Here is a 17,444-nt window from a genome sequence, read left to right as displayed (position 1 = left end):
GTCTGTTGTTAAAGAGTAGCTAATAAAAAACATATTCTAAGATAATATTAAATCTCGTATTATATTTTTTCTAAAGTAAACAAATGAATCTTGCATTTTGCCTGAGTTATTGATACTCTGAGTAAAGAAGTCGGGGCGTAGCGCAGCCTGGTAGCGCATTTGGTTTGGGACCAAAGGGTCGGGAGTTCAAATCTCTCCGCCCCGATGTTAGTATAATTGTAAGAACGCTGTAACATAAGAGCAATCTCCATCAGTAAGCAAGTAGCGGACACTGGAATGACATCATTTGTCATGTAAATTACGGCATATTACATTTTAACGCTCAAGTTTATAAAATAATTGACAATGTTAATTTTCTAATTTATAAATAGATTTTGAAATGATTACCGAAGGAGGTATAGAGTTTGATAGAAGTATCAGTCCATTATGGTGATGTAGACAGAGCTCTTCCAGTATTGAAAAAAACAATTCAAAAGGAAGGAAGAGGGTTGAAAATGAAAAAACAATATCATGAAAAAAAATCAGAAAAAAGAGCTAAAAAGAAAGCTGAAGCTAAAAAAAAGAGGTACCAACAAGAGTGCAGAAGGCAGCGTTATGGTTGGTAGTTTATACTCAAGTTAATAGTTTATCATTGGTTATTTTATGAATATTCACGAATATCAAGCGAAAGAAGTTTTACATAAATTTAATATCCCAGTGCCAAAAGGTTTTGTTGCTACATCTGCGGAAGAAGTAAAGACTCAAGTAAGTCAATTAAAATCTGACGTGTTTGTAGTTAAAGCTCAAATTCATGCAGGTGGTAGGGGTAAAGCCGGTGGCGTAAAGCTAGCAAAGTCAGCTGAAGAAGCTCAACAGTTTGTAAAGGATATGATTGGTATGACTTTAGTTACTCATCAAACAGGGCCAAGCGGGCAGCAAGTAAGAAAAGTATACGTTGAAGAAGGCTCAAGCATTAAGAAAGAGTATTATTTAAGCCTGGTAATCGACCCGAAGCTCAGTAGGCCAATATTCATATTTTCCTCAGAAGGTGGAATGGACATTGAAGAAGTGGCGAAAAATTCTCCCGCAAAAATTGTGAAATTTGATATTGATTCTGCTACAAGCTTTGATAGCAGCAAGTTGAGCAGCAGTTTTAATTTGAGTTCAGAACAAATAGAAAAAATAACAAATGTTGCAAAAAATATATATGATGCGTTTATTGCAACTGATGCGAGCCAAATTGAAATTAATCCACTGGTTGAAACAAATTCTGGAGATTTTATTGCGCTCGATGCGAAAATTAATTTCGATGATAATGCTTTATATCGTCAACCAGAAATTATGGAACTTCGTGATTATGATGAAGAAGTGAAAGAAGAGATAGAGGCTTCAAAGTATGGGCTCAGTTACATCAAAATGGATGGCAGTATTGGTTGCATGGTAAATGGTGCAGGTCTTGCTATGGCAACAATGGATATAATAAAATACTACGGAGCAGAGCCTGCTAACTTTTTGGATGTTGGTGGTGGAGCGAGTAAAGAAACTGTAACTGAAGCATTTAAAATTATATTGTCTGATAGCAACGTAAAAGGAATTCTGGTTAACATATTTGGTGGTATAATGCGTTGCGATATTATTGCAAGTGGAATTGTTGCTGCTGCAAAAGAAATGAGCATTAAAGTTCCTCTAGTGGTTAGATTATCAGGTACTAATTTTGAAGAAGGAAAAAAAATTTTAGAAGAGTCGGGATTAAATATTATTGCTGCAGATGAACTGGGTGACGCTGCACAAAAGATAGTAAAAGAGGTAAAATAAAGCATGTCCGTTTTAGTAAATAAAGATACAAGATTAATATGCCAGGGTTTTACTGGTGCACAAGGTACGTTTCATTCAGAGCAAGCTATTGACTACGGGACGAAAATGGTTGGCGGTGTAACTCCTGGAAAGGGTGGGAGCACTCACCTTAATTTACCGGTTTTTAATACTGTAGCAGAAGCCAAAGAAAAAACCGGTGCAAATGCTACAGTTATATATGTACCTGCTAAATTTGCTGCTGCTGCAATACTTGAAGCAATAGATGCAAAAATAGAATTGATAATTTGTATTACAGAGGGCATTCCTATACTTGATATGGTGAAAGTTAAGCGTGCGCTTATCGGCTCAAAAAGTCGATTGATTGGTCCTAACTGCCCGGGAATTATTACACCTGAAGAATGCAAAATAGGAATTATGCCTGGTCATATCCATAAGCGTGGACACATAGGAATTATGTCTCGCTCTGGAACTTTAACTTACGAAGCAGTAGCACAAACAACCGCTGTTGGTCTTGGTCAATCCACATGTATCGGAATTGGGGGAGATCCAGTTCATGGTATGACATTTGTCGACTGTATGGAGCTCTTTTTAAAAGATAACGATACTCATGGTATTGTAGTTATTGGTGAAATAGGTGGAAACGAAGAAGAAGATGTATCACATTTTGTGAAAACAGAAAAAACTAAAAAGCCAATCGTTGGTTTTGTAGCAGGCCAAACGGCACCTCCAGGAAGACGTATGGGACACGCTGGAGCAATCATCTCTTCCAGCGGTGGAAGTGCTGGTGCAAAACTAGAAGTTATGCGAAGTGCTGGAATTGCAATTGCAGAGACTCCTGCGGTGATTGGTAAAAAAGTTTTGGAAGTAATGCATCACTAGAATTAGGGTTACAAAAATCCTATATCACCGGTCATGAATACGTTATTTGCCCATTCGATTAATAACTTACCTCCTGGTAAATCTACTGAAGTCTGTTGGGCAGTCAGATATCCACGTAGTGTGGATGCAACAAGTGCCGCACAGGCTGCACTACCGCATGATGCAGTAATGCCTGTACCTCTTTCCCAAACTCTTAAAGTTATTTCTCCAGACTTTTCAACTTGTGCAATACTAATATTAATTTTCTGAGGAAATAATACGTGATTTTCCAGCTTTGGTCCTAAACTTCGCAATGGTATTTCATTTACGTTATCAACAAAAAAAACTATGTGAGGATTACCAATATTTACTGCAACGGGCTCTTTTAGCATTTCAAGCTCTATAGGTAAGTAAAGAGTGTCACACTCAGTAGATAAGGGAATTTCATGCCATTTTAGCAAAGGTTTACCCATGTTAACCTTTATGGATTTATCACCCACTTTAAAACACTCTAAAATGCGTTTGTTTACCAGCTCAATAGTGATATACTCAGTACCTTTTTCTGACATTAGCAAATATCCAACGCAACGTGCTGCATTTCCGCACATTTCAGCTTTGCTACCATCAGCATTATAGATATGCATAAAGCAATCGGCTAAACTGGAGTTTGTTATCACTATGACTTGATCGCAACCGTTTTGGTTAGCAATTTTTTTATAGTTCCAATTTAAATCATTTGCTGAACGTGAGTCTATGATAACGAAGTTGTTACCAGTTCCGTGCATTTTGATAAAATTTTCAGGACCTTGGCCACTCATCATAAAAAAACATTTCTTCTATTGGTCTCCTTTTTTTCTTACTTGTTTCAGCGCCCTCTTCTTCGTAACCAACCGCTATCACTGACATTACGTTAAAGTCATTGGGTATATTGAACTCTTTCACTATTTTATCTCTATCAAATCCACCCATTTGATGGGCCATTAAGTTCATAACTGCAGCTTGTAACATAAGTCCATAATTTGCTGCACCAGTATCATGATTAGCCCAAAGATTTTCTCCTTTACCTTGTTTACGGAAGTTTTTAGCACTTAAAGATATGATTAACACTTGTGCATCTTTTGCCCATTTTTGATTAGATTCATCAAGGCAATTTAGCAGCTTTTCCCATGCGCTTTGATTGTTCTGTTTGTTGCATATTAGGTATCTCCAGGGTTCATCACCAAAACATGAGGGAGTCAGCCTTACAGCTTCCATTAAAATATCCATGTCTTCCTGAGATATTGCTCTTGTAGGATCGTATGAACGTCCGCTGTGTCTTGCTTTCATCAACGATAATAGATCTTGTTTACTCATCATTTTTAATTTAATAGTGCATAAATAATTCATTGTAGCACAATATAAGCAAAATTTAAATTGCAAAACCTCTCATACACATATATTACATTTAATAAGTTATTTTTATTGGGAAGGTATGTTTATAACACAATCTAGCAGCAGATCAACACTGGCTGAAATATTGTCTTGCATTTTACTTTTATTCTTGATGGCTCAAATAAGCATACCATTGCAGACTGTGCCTATCACATTGCAAACTTTAGGAGTAATGCTTATTGGGCTTAAATTTAACCGCAGAACAGCATTTTATTCTGTGCTTACATATCTATCACTTGGTGCAGCAGGATTGCCTGTTCTTGCGAATTTTTCTGGTGGTTATCACATTTTTCTCGGACCAACAGGTGGATATTTAATTGGCTGTTTAGCTGCCGTTATGGTAATGAGCAAAGTAAATGAATTACTGAACTCTAAGTATAAATCATTTGTGTGTAATTCTTTAAGTTGTCTGGCTGGTACAGTTATAATCTTTATTTGTGGTGTTAGTTGGCTTGCTGTTTACTTGGGTCTGAGACAAGCAATAATGGTGGGTGTTTTGCCATTTATCCTTCCTGGTTTTATAAAAATTTTTCTACTTGTAGCAGCTTTGCAATATTTGAAAAAATGATAAAATTCCGCCCTCATCATTTCATGTGCACCCTCGCGTTTCGGGGATATGGGTATTCTCAGGGTTTTGTAGAAAATTATAAAAAGATAGCAAGCAAAGTAATTAGTACTCAAATCGAAGTAGTTGGTAACCTTGATAGTATCTGTAGTGCTTGTCCAAATCAGACTAAACAAGGTAAATGCACCACACAAGCTAAAGTTTTAGAGCTAGATAGAAGGCATATGGAAATTTTAGGAGTAAAAATTGGCGAGACTTTAACTTGGAATGAGGCAGTAAAAAAGATTAGAGAGAAAATGTCTTTAGAGAAATTCGAGTACGCATGTGAGGGGTGCAATTGGCAGCCATATGGAATATGTAAAAATGCCCTTTTAAATCTACAAAGGTAGTTGACAAAATGTTAAGATAAATCGAAGCATTTTTGTGGAAATGAAGCGAAATATAGAAGACAAAAGATAAGTGCGTTCTACACAGCATATTCGTCCCGCTAATTAATAATATCTTTATTATTGTATGAGATAGGTAATTTAGCATTTATGAATTTGTAATGTGTTGCGCATAGCTAAAAGAAATAAGGTTTACTGGTTACACGCTGCAGCCAATGCCACAACACTAGGACCTATGTTTATCTGCATGTTAATTTGCGTTGTGATTTTATGGAGGTCTTCTGTTACCTATGCTAGTGAAAATTTGGAGATACAGAAGGCCTTTGATAGTGTTGTCAAGCATATAAAAGCTGATAAAAAATATAAAGATCTTGATGTTATTGAGAGAAAAAGTGACAAATTTAATATCAAAATTTCGCAGAATTCTGGCAAGAGTTTTGACATATACTCTACTTTAAAAAAAGCAAAAGATTCCTTTGAGTTAGGAGATAATGAAACAGCTATTTCTCTCCTTAATCAGATTACCGCAAAGTTTCCTTATCATAAAAATGCTTTGATTGGACTAGGGAATATTTATTACGCTAATAAAGAATACAAAAAAGCTGTAGAGATTTACACAAGACTGTTAAAAGAACACCCTAGTAACCCTTACATATTAAAAAATTTTCTGACGATAATCTCACAATATGATCCTGATCTGGCGTTGAGTGAAATGTTAAAATTGTATGATATACATAAAAATTATGCTCCTTTATTAGCAAATTTAGGTCTGATCTATATGAAAAAGGAGGATTATGTAAAAGGTAAAGAGTATATGATAACTGCTATTTCCCTCGATAAAAACAATATTTTTTATACTTATAATTTAGCTGTTATTCTAGATAAACTTTCAGATTTTCAAAATGCTACAATATTCTACTTAAAGTTGTTAAACATGGCTACAACTTCGAAAGATGTGAGTGAAAAAATACCTTTATACAAAGTGACAGCAAGACTAAAATTTATAAAACTTCACAGCACGCACCCAAAGATTTCATAAAAGCTTATAGCTTACCTAAAGCTAATTTATCGCTATTTTTGTTTACAATAATAATATTGAGCTATAGAATTAGATCTAAAGGGGCAATTAGCTCAGCTGGTAGAGCATCTCGTTTACACCGAGGAGGTCGGCAGTTCAAGTCTGTCATTGCCCATTTGCTTAACTGAATGTTAGTATTATTAATTACTTCAATTAAAGTATAGAAAATGCAGGATAATATAGTACCAATCTCAATAGTAAAAGAGCTGGAAGATTCTTATCTTTCCTACGCAATGAGCGTTATCATAAGCAGGGCTATACCTGACGTGCGGGATGGATTTAAACCTGTTCATAGGCGTATATTATATGCAATGTCGAGAGCTGGATTCGATGCCGGTAAGCCATATAAAAAAGCGGCTCGTATAGTTGGGGACGTAATGGGGAAATATCACCCACATGGTGATGCAGCTATTTACGATTCCTTGGTTAGGATGGCTCAAGATTTCTCTCTTCTTTTACCGCTTATTGATGGGCAAGGTAACTTTGGTTCGATAGATGGAGATCCACCAGCTTCAATGCGATACACAGAAGCAAGACTTCAAAAAGTGTCACACTTTTTACTGAATGATATTGATGAAGATACAGTTAATTTTAGGCCAAACTACGATGGAAATGAAACAGAACCAGTTGTGCTGCCTGCAGAGTTTCCGAATCTATTGGTAAACGGTGCAAGTGGTGTTGCAGTTGGTATGGCAACCAATATTCCTTCTCATAATCTTGGAGAAATAATAGATGCTTGTATATTATATGTAGATAATTCTGAAGTTACTTTGGATGAGTTACTTGAAGTGATGCCAGGGCCGGATTTCCCAACTGGGGGAACGATTCTTGGAAGGTCTGGAATAAAATCAGCATTTGCAACTGGTCGTGGATCAATTGTTGTGCAAGGCAAGACTCACATAGAAGACCTGCCACAAGATAGGCAAGCAATAGTGATTGATGAAATACCTTACCAGGTAAATAAAGTAAAATTAATTGAGAAGATAGGTGAGCTTGTAAAAGAAAAAAGAATTGATGGCATAACAGAAATTAGGGATGAGTCCGATAAGTCTGGTATTAGAGTAGTAATTGACCTCAGAAGAAATGCTGAAGCAAGTTTTATACTTAATCAAATATTGGGACTAACTCCACTAAGAAGTAGTTTTAGTGTTAACACTTTAGTACTCAATAACAACAGACCTGCTTTGATGTCGTTAAAAGAAATCATAGCTGCTTTTGTTGACTTTAGAAAAGAAGTGTTAATCAGGAGAACAGAATTTCGTCTAAGAAAAACGAGAGAAAAAGCTCATATATATATAGGGCTCTACATTGCGGTCCTCAGCATAGATGAAGTGATAAAAATCATCCGCGGTGCAAAAGATCCTGCGGAAGCAAGTAGAGAACTTTTAAATAAAGAATGGAAAACTTCGAATGAAATCAACACTATCATCGAGTTGATTTCAGATAGCGCAAGCTTTTTGAAAGATGGAGTGTATAGATTAACTGAGCTACAAATTAAAGCTATCCTTGATATGAAACTGCAGCGTTTAACAGGCCTTGAAAAAGACAAATTAGAAGCTGAGCTAAGTTCAATGATCAACCTGATAAAAGAATATATCGCTTTTCTTGGCTCAGAAGAGAAGTTGATGAAGGAAATAAAAAACAATCTACAAGAAATAAAGAACAGATTTGCTGTGCCGCGAAAAACTTCAATAGAGGAATCAGATACGGACATTGAAGCTGAAGATCTAATTCCACAAGAGGATATGGTGATAACCGTAACTATGAATGGTTATATCAAGCGTGTGAAGCTTTCTCACTACAGAACTCAGCGTCGTGGTGGAAAAGGAAAGCTAGGACAAGGATTAAAAGAAGAGGATGTAATCACAAAATTATTTGCTGGGAATACCCACACTAGCCTCTTATTCTTTTCTAATATTGGTCGAGTTTATAGATTAAAAGTTTATAAGTTGCCTCTTGCAGAACCAACTGCACGTGGAAGAGCACTTGTTAACATATTTCCGCTTAGCGATGGTGAAACTATAACTAATATCATGCCATTGCCAAGTGAAAATGACAAAAATCAAAACATAGTTTTTGCTACTGCTCATGGAAACATAAGGCGTAACTCTTTAGCGGACTTTCACTATATTCCAAGCAATGGAAAAATAGCAATAAAGCTCGATGAAGGAGACAAATTAATATCGGTTAAAGTATGCAATGCAATTGATCATGTTTTTCTTTCAACAAGATTCGGCAAAAGTATCAGATTTGTTGTAAGTGATGTGCGTCAATTTAAAAGTCGCAATTCAGATGGCGTAAGAGGTATCAAACTTGCAAAGAATGACAGCGTGATATCCATGACCATATTAAATGGGATAGGTGTAGCAACAGAAACAAAAGAACTTTACTTAAAAGTTCCACTTGCAAAAAGACTGGGAACTGCAATTAATAACTCCATTGATTCTAAATTGGAAAAGACTTTAAATGATTTAGGAATAGATAACGAATTATTCTTAAAACTTGCAGTGAATGAGGAGTTTATATTAACTATTACTGAAAATGGCTTTGGTAAAAGAACTTCTGCGTATGAGTATAGAATAACTAACAGGGGTGGTGTTGGTATCACCAATATTCTTACTACTAGCAGAAATGGTAATGTTATTGCTAGTTTTCCAGTTGAGCAGGGTGATAATATAATGCTTATTACAGATAAAGGAAAGTTAATTCGTATTTCAGTAAATGATATCAGGATTGCAGGACGTAGCACTCAGGGAGTAACTCTATTTAAAACAGAAAGTAGAGAAAAGGTGGTGTCAGTAGCGAAAATTGAAGATCCTGATTCCACTGAAGATAGTATTTCTGAAGTTGAAAACTCTATCTCTTCTCAACTGTAGTACAGGTTAAACAAAAAGCGCAAGTTTTTGTTGATTAATACGCAGTATTTAAATTAAAATATATACTTATGGCTAAGTAAAGATCAATGGACAAAAATTTAACTAAAAATAAAAAACCACTGGCAGACAAAGAGGATAAAAAAACACCTCCTGTTAAAGATCTTACTAAAAATAAGAGTAGGAGAGATTTTATAACATTAACTACATGCGCTATGGCAGGTATAGGAGCTGCAAGTGGACTTTGGCCACTGGTTAAATCTATGAATCCTTCTGCTGAAGTTCTAGCAACTTCCACAGTGGAAGTGAATTTGTCTGGAATTCAGGAAGGACATGGAGTAAAAGTAAAGTGGCAAGGTAAACCAGTATTCATTCGTAGACGCACAAAGCAAGAAATTGAGGCTGCAAGAGCTGTGAATGTGAAGAGCTTGAGGGATCCTCAATTAGATGAGCAGAGAGTATACGAAGGAAAAGACGAATGGTTAATCATGATCGGAATATGTACACATCTTGGGTGTGTACCGGTTGACCACGCTACAAGAGATGGTAATGGTTGGTTCTGTCCTTGCCACGGTTCATATTATGATACATCAGGCCGAGTGATTGGGGGTCCTGCACCAAAAAATATGGTTGTACCTGATTATTTTTTTCCCAGTGAGAATGTTGTGGTAATTGGCAAGAAGGCTTAACGGAACTCGTTAAAAAAAACTCACAGGATCAACATCTATTATCACTGCAATACTCGAATTCAAGTTACAATTTTTAATCCAATATTTCAGCTTTTTTTGTATAGATAAACTGTGTTTATTGTGTATTTTTAATAATACCCTATACCGATACTTATTATTTAAAAAATTTATCGCTGCTGGTGATGGGCCAAGAATTTCAAATTCCTTTTTGTCTACACCTACATTTTTTTCCTGGATACAAGTAGTTAAGCTACTTGGATGACAAAGAAGAGATTTTACTATTTCATTCGCTGCTTTTTGTGTTGCAATCTGATTCTTACCACAAATGATAAGCGCTATTAATCTGCTAAATGGTGGCATTTTGGCTTCACGTCTTGACTTAAGTTCAATTTCATAAAATGAGTCCCTTTTTTGATGCAGCAATGCTTTTATTATTGAACTTTCAGGGTTATTGGTTTGCACTATTACCATTCCTTTTTCATTAAACCTTCCTGACCTGCCTGCAACTTGGTGCAATAATTGATACGTCTTTTCCGCTGCTCTCAAATCAGAATTTTCGAGGCTCAAATCTGCATTCATTACTCCAACCAAAGTTAATTTGGGAAAATTGTGCCCTTTAGCAATTATTTGTGTGCCGATTATAATGTTCACCTCTTCTTTCAACACTAAGTCAATTACGTTACTAACCGACTTTTGATCGCTGCTTATCATCGCAGTTTTTGCGTTTGGTATTAATTTCACCATTTCTTCAAGTAACTTTTCAATTCCTATGCCGTAGAGGGACAACGGCTGTTCACTTTGGCAATTAGAGCATTTTTCTGGAAGTTTCAATTGATAAGAGCAGTGGTGGCACAAAAGAGCATTTTTTTTCTTGTGATATGTAAGCCAAACAGCACAATTTAAGCAGGAAATTTTATATCCACACTTTTTACAAACTGCCAGTTGTGCATACCCTCTGCGGTTTAGAAAAAGCATAACCTGCTGTTTTTTCTCTATGGTTTGTTTGATGCTTTCAAAAAGCTCAGAGGAGATCCATTGCTTGTTGTTCCTCATATCTACTACTTTAATGAGTGGCAATTCTGCACCACCAAATCGTTTAGTTAGCTTTACATGATTGTAATTCCCGTTTTTAACATGATGAATCGTTTCAAGCAGTGGAGTAGCTGATGATAAAATAATCGGAATATTTTCAAATTTGGCTAAGATTATCGCCATATCTCGAGCATTATATATAATTCCCTGTTCTTGTTTAAAAGATGAGTCGTGCTCTTCATCAACGATAATCAATTTTAGGTTTTTATAAGGCAAAAAAAGCGCTGACCGTGCACCAATAATTATCTGCGCATTTCCATTTGCTATATTGAGCCAATTATTCCGGCGAGTTTTTGGAGTGAGCCCTGAGTGCCATTCAACTAAGTTTTTTGATATCTGACCGCGAACACGATTTACCAATTGTGAAGTTAAAACAATTTCAGGTAGGAGGATTAAAATTTGTGTATTACCTTCTCCTGATGTCATTTCAACATATTCTGGTGTCATACTAGTACGTGGCAAAGACGGTATGCTAAATGTTACAGTGGGTTTTGCCTTGAGTATAAAGGTGTCATTCCAGTGCTTGACACTGGAATCCAGGAATTTTGATTGTAAATTAGGTATTGGTTTTAAGTTAAAATAAACATTTGTAATGAGGTTATATGAAAAACTGGATCCCAGTGTCAGGCTACTCGGATGACACCCTCTTGGTAGACCCAAATCACAATGTTCGTACAGTTGTGTCTCTGGGCACTGGGATGGTAAAGTCTGAGCAGCATTTGGAACGGCAGTGTAATTCTTAATCAATTGTGCAATCACAGAGAGATAAACTTCCGTTTTTCCAGATCCTGTCTCACCGTCAAGCAAAGTCACTGAATACTCGTTCAAATTGCTGATTATTTTATCACTAGCTATCTGCTGTTCAGGGCTTAATTGGCAACTTATTTCACTTGTTTCCTGCTTTTGTTCAACACAAACCAATTTATCTATGTGATTTACTTTTAACACTCCTCCCATTATCACTTTGGCAAGCATACCAATAGGTATTAAATTGTATTGTGCAACCCACTCTGCAAATGCAATCAATTTTGGTCTAATATTTGGTAAATCGATTTTTTGCTCAATAAATTTTAATTCTCGGTTACTTTTATCACTGTATTTCCAAACTATTCCGATTAAGCGTTTTTTGCCAAATGGCACCACTACGTAATCTCCAAGTAAAATCTCAGTATTTTCCTCAATTGCATATGAAAATAACTGATCAATTGGAAGTGATAGTAATACGTCAACTGTTTTTGCCATAGTGATTGAGTTTAACATTGTTTTAAAGAGCTTGTAACTTTATTAAGCTTGGCAATATAGATGAATCGGTACAGAGAAAATCTTAACGTTTAACACATTTTTCATAGTACAGACCGTATGATTGATAAATAAAATGATTTATAGAATTTGTGGAGGCTACCAATGGTCAACGACAAGATTACTTTGAACTTTGAAATAGAAAAAGGCGAACCTATAGATCGATACTACTTTTCTGCACATATAAAGCTTACAGATGAAAGCAAAAATCTTTTGCGCGAGAAGCTTGGCAGTACAATTCAATTCGATAATCTAGATGATCACTTCAATCTTAACCATGAGAATTTTTATATCTACTACAACAAATATAGTGAGCACAATGGTAGAAGTGAGCTACACGTTAGGGATGATAACGGTAAATATTTAACCTCCAATCTTCCACTTAATTACTATGGATTCTCAATGGAACTATCACCTGACGGAGCGTCAATTGCAGATTATGGTTTTTATCCTCTGTATGCAATCTATAACCCAAATCACTATGATAAAGCAAAGGAAAAAGTATTTGATGATCACGGTGAATTGTCACCAATTGCATCAAATGTGTTAGATAATTTTTTAAGCAACACAAATAGCTTAACCACACAAGATATATTACAAAATGTATTCTCACAACTGCAGAAGAAAGCTGATGAAGAAGCAGAAAGATTGGCAAGAGAGAGAGAAGCAGAAAGATTGGCAAGAGAGAGAGAAGCAGAAAGATTGGCAAGAGAGAGAGAAGCAGAAAGACAAAGGGAGGAAGAGTTAAATGAAAAGAACGAGGAGTTAAAAGAACTTGTAGAAAAGGATGAGATTAAAATATTCAAAGTGGTAAAAGGTAATGATTTAGGTAATGGGCATTCAGCAGTAGTTTTACAACTTGATGGGGAAGAAGGTGACAAGATACCTCTCGACTCTAGTAAATACTACATAGCAGAGTATAGACACCACCCAGAATGGGAAGGCGATGAATATTTAAATTTTGTTAGCCCTGATAGTGATATGCTGGTTAATTATGAAAACTTATTTTTTGTGCTCAATCAAAGCTCCTACTCAGACTTTGAAAGTGGGTTTTATTCAGAAAACAGAACCGATCCCCATAATTATGCTAAATATTCAAAGGAACCATATTTGAGTGGTGACCAGCTATCTGAAAAATTATCTAATGAATTGGAGGAAGATAGCAATCAGATAGGTACTGAATTTACAATTGATGATGAGCAAGTAGACGAAGAAGTTGTGGTAGAGAGTGAAGCCAAGTCTGGGGAGAAAGGAACGGTTGGTGAGGATAACGCAAAAAATACTATACAGGAAGAAGAATCTAACTATATAGATCAAATGCAAGCGGATGATAGCAGCAGTTATAAACCAGCTTTGCAAAGCAATCGTGATGATTATGCTGATACGAAAAAAGCTCTGCAGGAAAAATTGCATGGAGATGAAATACACAAGCAAAGTAATGAGAAAGCTCAAAAAGATATAGAAGTAAAAAAAGTAACTGTGGAAACTGACAGTAGCAGTAATAAGACTGAAAAACAAACAAAACCAATAGAAGATGAACAAGAAACTGTTATGGCAAGTGTGATAGAAAATATGGATAAAAATTCTGATATTGAAGCAGAAACTTCTAACAGTGTTGCAAATTCACAACATCCCTTAAAAATAAAGACAGGAAGTCCTCTTGAAGTGGGAAAGTATAAGGTGGAGCTGCAAGTGACATATGATGATGTAAAGAATTTTTATGATACCGTACGTGGTAAATATCATGCTGGCGATGGATATAACTACGAACAAGTAATGGTTTTATATAATGAAATTGTTAGGCCCGCTCACAATCATCATTACGAGCTGTTTACTCTTGATGAAGCACATGTTGCTAATGATCACCTGTTTATCAAGGGTCAGGATTTCGGAACTCTAAATGATTTTAATGAGATGTTCTATAAAAGTGATGAGTTAATGTGATGTAAAAAGCAAGATTCAATCTGGTGAACGAGAGTTAACTGACAGAGGAGATTGACACGTATGCCTTTATCTTTAAGATTGTTTATCAAGTATAGACATCAGCTCGCCCCATTCTCTTTTACCAATATTACTTTCTTCTCTAGTAACGTTTTCCCCTTTAATTAATTTGCGAATTATTTCTAGACCAGTTCTTGAAATACAGGCTGATTCTAGGCAATATTCAACAAAGGCATTGTAGGCCAGTGGAACCCATTTTTTTATTATATCCAGCATAACTTCTGCATAAACTCTGATTTCATATTGGGCATGCTTATCAGCTCTAAGCTTCAAAAAATGAAGGAGATTATGCAGATCTATTTTCCAATAAAATTGCGTGTAGTAATTAAGCATTAGGTTAGTTCTGGCAATTTCTCTTGCAAGCCCCTGCTCAATAAATTTTTCATAATGAGAATATACTAAATTAGAGTCATTTGTTAGAGAATCTATTATTTCCTTTGAGGTATCTGGATCAAAAGCTTCCCCGCTACCTTGTTTATTATTGTCAGATTGTTTTGCAACTTGTTCTGGTTTAGGTGTATAAAATTCATTATCAAGTATTGAATACCTTGCTGAATATTCATTCACATTTGCAGTTCTATGCCTTATCCATTGCCTTGCAACAAAAATTGGAAGTTTCACGTGAAACTTAATTTCACACATTTCAAATGGAGTTGTATGATGATGTCTCATTAAATACTTTATAAGTGCTTCATCCTGACTTATCTGTTTTGTTCCCTTGCCATAAGAAACACGAGCAGCTTGAACTATAGCGCTATCAGAGCCCATATAATCCACTACTCGAATAAATCCATGGTCTAATACCTTATGTTCTTCATATAAGATTGCATCTATTTCTTTTACTATAGTTCGTTTGGTTGCTTCATTCATAAAATATCCTCAAGACGAAATGGAGATATCAGCTCCACATGAATTGAGTTTTTCATGCATTGCTTCATATCCTCTCCATAAATGATGTGAATTGTTTATTATAGTTTCTCCACCGGCTACCAAAGAAGCAAGCACCAAAGCTGCTGTTGATCTTAAGTCAGTAGCATATAGATTAGCTCCAGATAAGCTTTTTATTCCACTTATAGTAGCTTTGCTTTTCTCGATGCTGATATTAGCACCTAACTTTCTCAATTCATCTGCATGTGTAAATCTGTTTTCAAAAATGTTCTCTTCAATTACTGATATCCCATCAGCGATGCACATTGCAGACATCAGTTGTGGTTGCATATCACTGGGAAAATTGGGATATGGATCTGTCGCAACGTTAGCAGACTTAATAGAGCCATTTTTTCTGGAAATAACAATGCCTCCATCATACAGTTCAACCATAGCTCCTATAGTCTCCAACTCATTTGTAATACACCTTATATCAGATAGATTTATTCCTTCCAACTCCAACTTACCACCGGTTATTATAGCAGCTAGTGCATAGGTGCCTGCTTCTATGCGATCTGGTATTATTTTATGAACACATCCATTTAGTGCTTCAACTCCTGTTATTATGACCTTTGTATTATCAATTTCAATATCAGCACCCATTTTCTTCAGAAAATCTATTAAATCAAGAACTTCCGGCTCAGTTGCAGCATTGTTTATTGTTGTCACTCCTTCTGCAAATGTTGCTGCCATTATTACATTTTCTGTTGCGCCAACACTTATTTTCTCAAATGTGATTTCTTTTCCTTGTAGCTTTCCTTTCACTGTTGCAATTATATTATAGCCGTCAATTTCAATTTTAGCTCCCATTTCTTCTAATGCTTTAATATGCATATCAACGGGACGCTTTCCAATGTTGCATCCACCAGGAAATGCTGTTCTCGCTTTGCCAAATCTGCTAAGCATTGGACCCAATATTAGAAAAGAAGTTCTTAGCTTACTTGCGGTTTTATATGGCATCACGTGATTGTTGATATTGCTGCAGTCAATTTTCAAAGTATGGTTCGCTTTATAATTTTTATTGTGCATAAAGTTCACTTCTGCTCCAAGACTTTCAAGCAACTTAGACATTAGATGCACATCAATTAAATCAGGTACATTATGCAAAATTACCGGGGAGCTACTTAATAGACTTGCTGCCATTATTGGTAAAACAGCATTTTTTGAGCCATTAATCTTGATTTTTCCGACCAAAGGTTTGTAGTTATTTCTTATTAATATCTTGTGCATTTAATTAGATATAAAGTATAATTCATTAGTTTATTGAAGTCTTACTAAGTATAATAGATTGACCGTAAAAGGCAAAATTTGCTTTTTCTTCCTCATCATCCCAGTGTCATGCTACCTGCATGACACCTGATGCGAATTGCCCCCGAAATTTTATACTATGAATTACTCAAATGACGCTCTCGAGCTTTATCAAACCAAATAACACCAATTGCAACAATGAAATAACCAGCTGCTCCTAATGTAAGGCGAATTACTGCATCGAAAGTTGACAGAGGAGGAGACGGCATTAGAATGCTCAAAACACTATACACAAGATTATTTGTTGCATGAGCAATAGTTACTGGCCAAATCGAGTTGTCTTTTTCAAACAACCAGGTAAACATTATAGACATTGCACAAATATAAAGGGTATAAGCACAAATAGTCGGGAATGTAAAGCCATCCTTCCACAAAGCTGAGCCAGCAACCACATAAGTTGGTATGTGCCATACTGACCAAATAATACCGACAATAATTGCTCTGATATAAAAATTTGATATTTTGCTTTTAAGATTTTTCAAAAGATAGCCACGCCAACCGATCTCTTCACCAAGAGACATAATGATCCACATCACAAAGGTTGATAATAAAACAAATAACATCACTAATGGACTCAAAACTGCACTCAAATCCTTTACACGGTCTAACGTAAAAGACTCTCGGAAAAATGAAAAACCGCAGTAAATTGACAAAAGACCATTGGAAATTAGCATACTTACCAGAATAAGTATAAACCCTCATAGACAGTTTTTTGGCGAACTAAGTTTAAAAAGATCCCTTACCTTCTGTTTATTATAAATGGTTAGCAAAATTGCAACTGAAGCCGGAACAAATGTTGTTAATAATGTTATGTCTTTGAAAGGTAAGCACCAAGCTATAATGCACGTCAAAAAATATGTAATTACAAAAAATAATGTACAATTAATAGTGGTTAAATTCATGCATACGCCCATCAATTCCTTTTCTGCATTATTGATCTTTATTCATAAATTGTCAATAAAATACTTCTTCAGGGATGAATAGAATATTTTTTCTTTTTGAATTGCTATTGATAGTTTAATTTTTATATGTATTCCCTTTCACAACCGTTTGTCATCCCAGTGTCACGTGCTGGGATGACAGTAGGAGAGCTGCTTGCATGACAAGAGGAGGGTACTGGAATGACAAGAGGAAGACACTGGG

General features: G+C 35.7%; 15 protein-coding genes, 2 tRNA genes and 1 pseudogene. 12 read left to right on the top strand and 6 right to left on the bottom strand.

Annotated features, from left to right (window positions below):
- The first annotated feature begins 131 nt into the window (after positions 1–131).
- From OPR50_RS01035 to sucD, 4 genes are all read left to right on the top strand, one after another.
- Positions 132–205, top strand: a tRNA-Pro gene (locus OPR50_RS01035).
- A gap of 199 nt (positions 206–404) precedes the next feature.
- Positions 405–605 (top strand): 30S ribosomal protein S21, encoded by a 201-nt coding sequence (rpsU, locus tag OPR50_RS01030; protein ID WP_006279819.1) that lies wholly within the window; start codon positions 405–407, stop codon positions 603–605.
- A 37-nt stretch (positions 606–642) separates the two neighbouring features.
- Positions 643–1,794, top strand: a complete 1,152-nt coding sequence (sucC, locus tag OPR50_RS01025) for an ADP-forming succinate--CoA ligase subunit beta (RefSeq protein WP_265024132.1) — start codon at positions 643–645, stop codon at positions 1,792–1,794.
- A gap of 3 nt (positions 1,795–1,797) precedes the next feature.
- Complete coding sequence (gene sucD, locus OPR50_RS01020; protein WP_264339708.1) at positions 1,798–2,673, top strand: succinate--CoA ligase subunit alpha; 876 nt, start codon at positions 1,798–1,800, stop codon at positions 2,671–2,673.
- Positions 2,674–2,681: 8 nt separating this feature from the next.
- On the opposite strand, the gene dapF is transcribed toward sucD, so the two are convergent.
- The gene (dapF, locus tag OPR50_RS01015; protein WP_265024313.1) at positions 2,682–3,470 is read right to left on the bottom strand and encodes a diaminopimelate epimerase; all 789 of its coding nucleotides are present in this window, start codon (positions 3,468–3,470) and stop codon (positions 2,682–2,684) included.
- Positions 3,451–4,038, bottom strand: a complete 588-nt coding sequence (locus tag OPR50_RS01010) for a nitroreductase family protein (RefSeq protein WP_265024131.1) — start codon at positions 4,036–4,038, stop codon at positions 3,451–3,453. Before OPR50_RS01010 ends, dapF begins: the two co-directional genes overlap by 20 nt.
- A gap of 85 nt (positions 4,039–4,123) precedes the next feature.
- Here OPR50_RS01010 and OPR50_RS01005 point away from each other — a divergent pair, with 85 nt between their 5' ends.
- The 6 genes from OPR50_RS01005 (at position 4,124) to petA (ending at position 9,674) form a co-directional block, all read left to right on the top strand.
- Complete coding sequence (locus OPR50_RS01005) at positions 4,124–4,651, top strand: biotin transporter BioY (protein ID WP_264339709.1); 528 nt, start codon at positions 4,124–4,126, stop codon at positions 4,649–4,651.
- The gene (locus tag OPR50_RS01000; protein WP_319606716.1) at positions 4,648–5,037 is read left to right on the top strand and encodes a DUF1284 domain-containing protein; all 390 of its coding nucleotides are present in this window, start codon (positions 4,648–4,650) and stop codon (positions 5,035–5,037) included. The genes OPR50_RS01005 and OPR50_RS01000 overlap by 4 nt, the downstream gene beginning before the upstream one ends.
- Before the next feature lie 160 nt (positions 5,038–5,197).
- Positions 5,198–6,073, top strand: coding sequence for a tetratricopeptide repeat protein (locus tag OPR50_RS00995; protein WP_265024130.1), 876 nt, complete (start codon positions 5,198–5,200; stop codon positions 6,071–6,073).
- Positions 6,074–6,154: 81 nt separating this feature from the next.
- Positions 6,155–6,227, top strand: a tRNA-Val gene (locus OPR50_RS00990).
- Between the two features lie 52 nt (positions 6,228–6,279).
- A complete protein-coding gene (gyrA, locus tag OPR50_RS00985; RefSeq protein WP_265024129.1) occupies positions 6,280–8,988 on the top strand; it encodes a DNA topoisomerase (ATP-hydrolyzing) subunit A in 2,709 nt (902 codons plus the stop codon).
- A gap of 86 nt (positions 8,989–9,074) precedes the next feature.
- A complete protein-coding gene (gene petA, locus OPR50_RS00980; protein WP_182309809.1) occupies positions 9,075–9,674 on the top strand; it encodes a ubiquinol-cytochrome c reductase iron-sulfur subunit in 600 nt (199 codons plus the stop codon).
- 9 nt (positions 9,675–9,683) lie between these two features.
- On the opposite strand, the gene priA is transcribed toward petA, so the two are convergent.
- Complete coding sequence (priA, locus tag OPR50_RS00975) at positions 9,684–12,026, bottom strand: replication restart helicase PriA (protein WP_264339713.1); 2,343 nt, start codon at positions 12,024–12,026, stop codon at positions 9,684–9,686.
- 144 nt (positions 12,027–12,170) lie between these two features.
- Between priA and OPR50_RS00970 the strand changes: the two genes are divergently transcribed.
- Complete coding sequence (locus OPR50_RS00970) at positions 12,171–14,009, top strand: hypothetical protein (RefSeq protein ID WP_265024128.1); 1,839 nt, start codon at positions 12,171–12,173, stop codon at positions 14,007–14,009.
- Positions 14,010–14,081: 72 nt separating this feature from the next.
- Here the strand turns inward: OPR50_RS00970 and thyX are convergent, their stop codons facing one another.
- The 3 genes and pseudogenes from thyX to OPR50_RS00955 form a co-directional block, all read right to left on the bottom strand.
- Positions 14,082–14,936, bottom strand: a complete 855-nt coding sequence (thyX, locus tag OPR50_RS00965; protein WP_015589436.1) for an FAD-dependent thymidylate synthase — start codon at positions 14,934–14,936, stop codon at positions 14,082–14,084.
- A gap of 9 nt (positions 14,937–14,945) precedes the next feature.
- Positions 14,946–16,223, bottom strand: a complete 1,278-nt coding sequence (gene murA, locus OPR50_RS00960; RefSeq protein ID WP_006279833.1) for a UDP-N-acetylglucosamine 1-carboxyvinyltransferase — start codon at positions 16,221–16,223, stop codon at positions 14,946–14,948.
- A 155-nt stretch (positions 16,224–16,378) separates the two neighbouring features.
- Positions 16,379–17,152 (bottom strand): annotated as a pseudogene (locus tag OPR50_RS00955) (lysostaphin resistance A-like protein).
- On the opposite strand from OPR50_RS00955, the gene OPR50_RS00950 reads away from it, so the two are divergent.
- Complete coding sequence (locus tag OPR50_RS00950) at positions 17,061–17,285, top strand: hypothetical protein (RefSeq protein WP_265024127.1); 225 nt, start codon at positions 17,061–17,063, stop codon at positions 17,283–17,285. The pseudogene OPR50_RS00955 and the gene OPR50_RS00950 overlap by 92 nt on opposite strands.
- The last annotated feature ends 159 nt before the right edge of the window (positions 17,286–17,444 follow it).

The organism is Wolbachia endosymbiont (group A) of Epagoge grotiana, from assembly GCF_947251775.1.
GTDB classification, from domain to species: Bacteria; Pseudomonadota; Alphaproteobacteria; order Rickettsiales; family Anaplasmataceae; genus Wolbachia; species Wolbachia pipientis.
This window is presented reverse-complemented; position numbering and strand designations above follow the sequence as displayed.

Coding starts and splice junctions, on each gene's coding strand:
- sucC (WP_265024132.1), top strand. CDS start 643: ATGAATATTCACGAATATCAAGCGAAAGAAGTTTTACATAAATTTAAT.
- sucD (WP_264339708.1), top strand. CDS start 1,798: ATGTCCGTTTTAGTAAATAAAGATACAAGATTAATATGCCAGGGTTTT.
- dapF (WP_265024313.1), bottom strand. CDS start 3,470: ATGAGTGGCCAAGGTCCTGAAAATTTTATCAAAATGCACGGAACTGGT.
- OPR50_RS01010 (WP_265024131.1), bottom strand. CDS start 4,038: ATGAATTATTTATGCACTATTAAATTAAAAATGATGAGTAAACAAGAT.
- OPR50_RS01005 (WP_264339709.1), top strand. CDS start 4,124: ATGTTTATAACACAATCTAGCAGCAGATCAACACTGGCTGAAATATTG.
- OPR50_RS01000 (WP_319606716.1), top strand. CDS start 4,648: ATGATAAAATTCCGCCCTCATCATTTCATGTGCACCCTCGCGTTTCGG.
- gyrA (WP_265024129.1), top strand. CDS start 6,280: ATGCAGGATAATATAGTACCAATCTCAATAGTAAAAGAGCTGGAAGAT.
- petA (WP_182309809.1), top strand. CDS start 9,075: ATGGACAAAAATTTAACTAAAAATAAAAAACCACTGGCAGACAAAGAG.
- priA (WP_264339713.1), bottom strand. CDS start 12,026: ATGTTAAACTCAATCACTATGGCAAAAACAGTTGACGTATTACTATCA.
- OPR50_RS00970 (WP_265024128.1), top strand. CDS start 12,171: ATGGTCAACGACAAGATTACTTTGAACTTTGAAATAGAAAAAGGCGAA.
- thyX (WP_015589436.1), bottom strand. CDS start 14,936: ATGAATGAAGCAACCAAACGAACTATAGTAAAAGAAATAGATGCAATC.
- murA (WP_006279833.1), bottom strand. CDS start 16,223: ATGCACAAGATATTAATAAGAAATAACTACAAACCTTTGGTCGGAAAA.
- OPR50_RS00950 (WP_265024127.1), top strand. CDS start 17,061: ATGGTTAGCAAAATTGCAACTGAAGCCGGAACAAATGTTGTTAATAAT.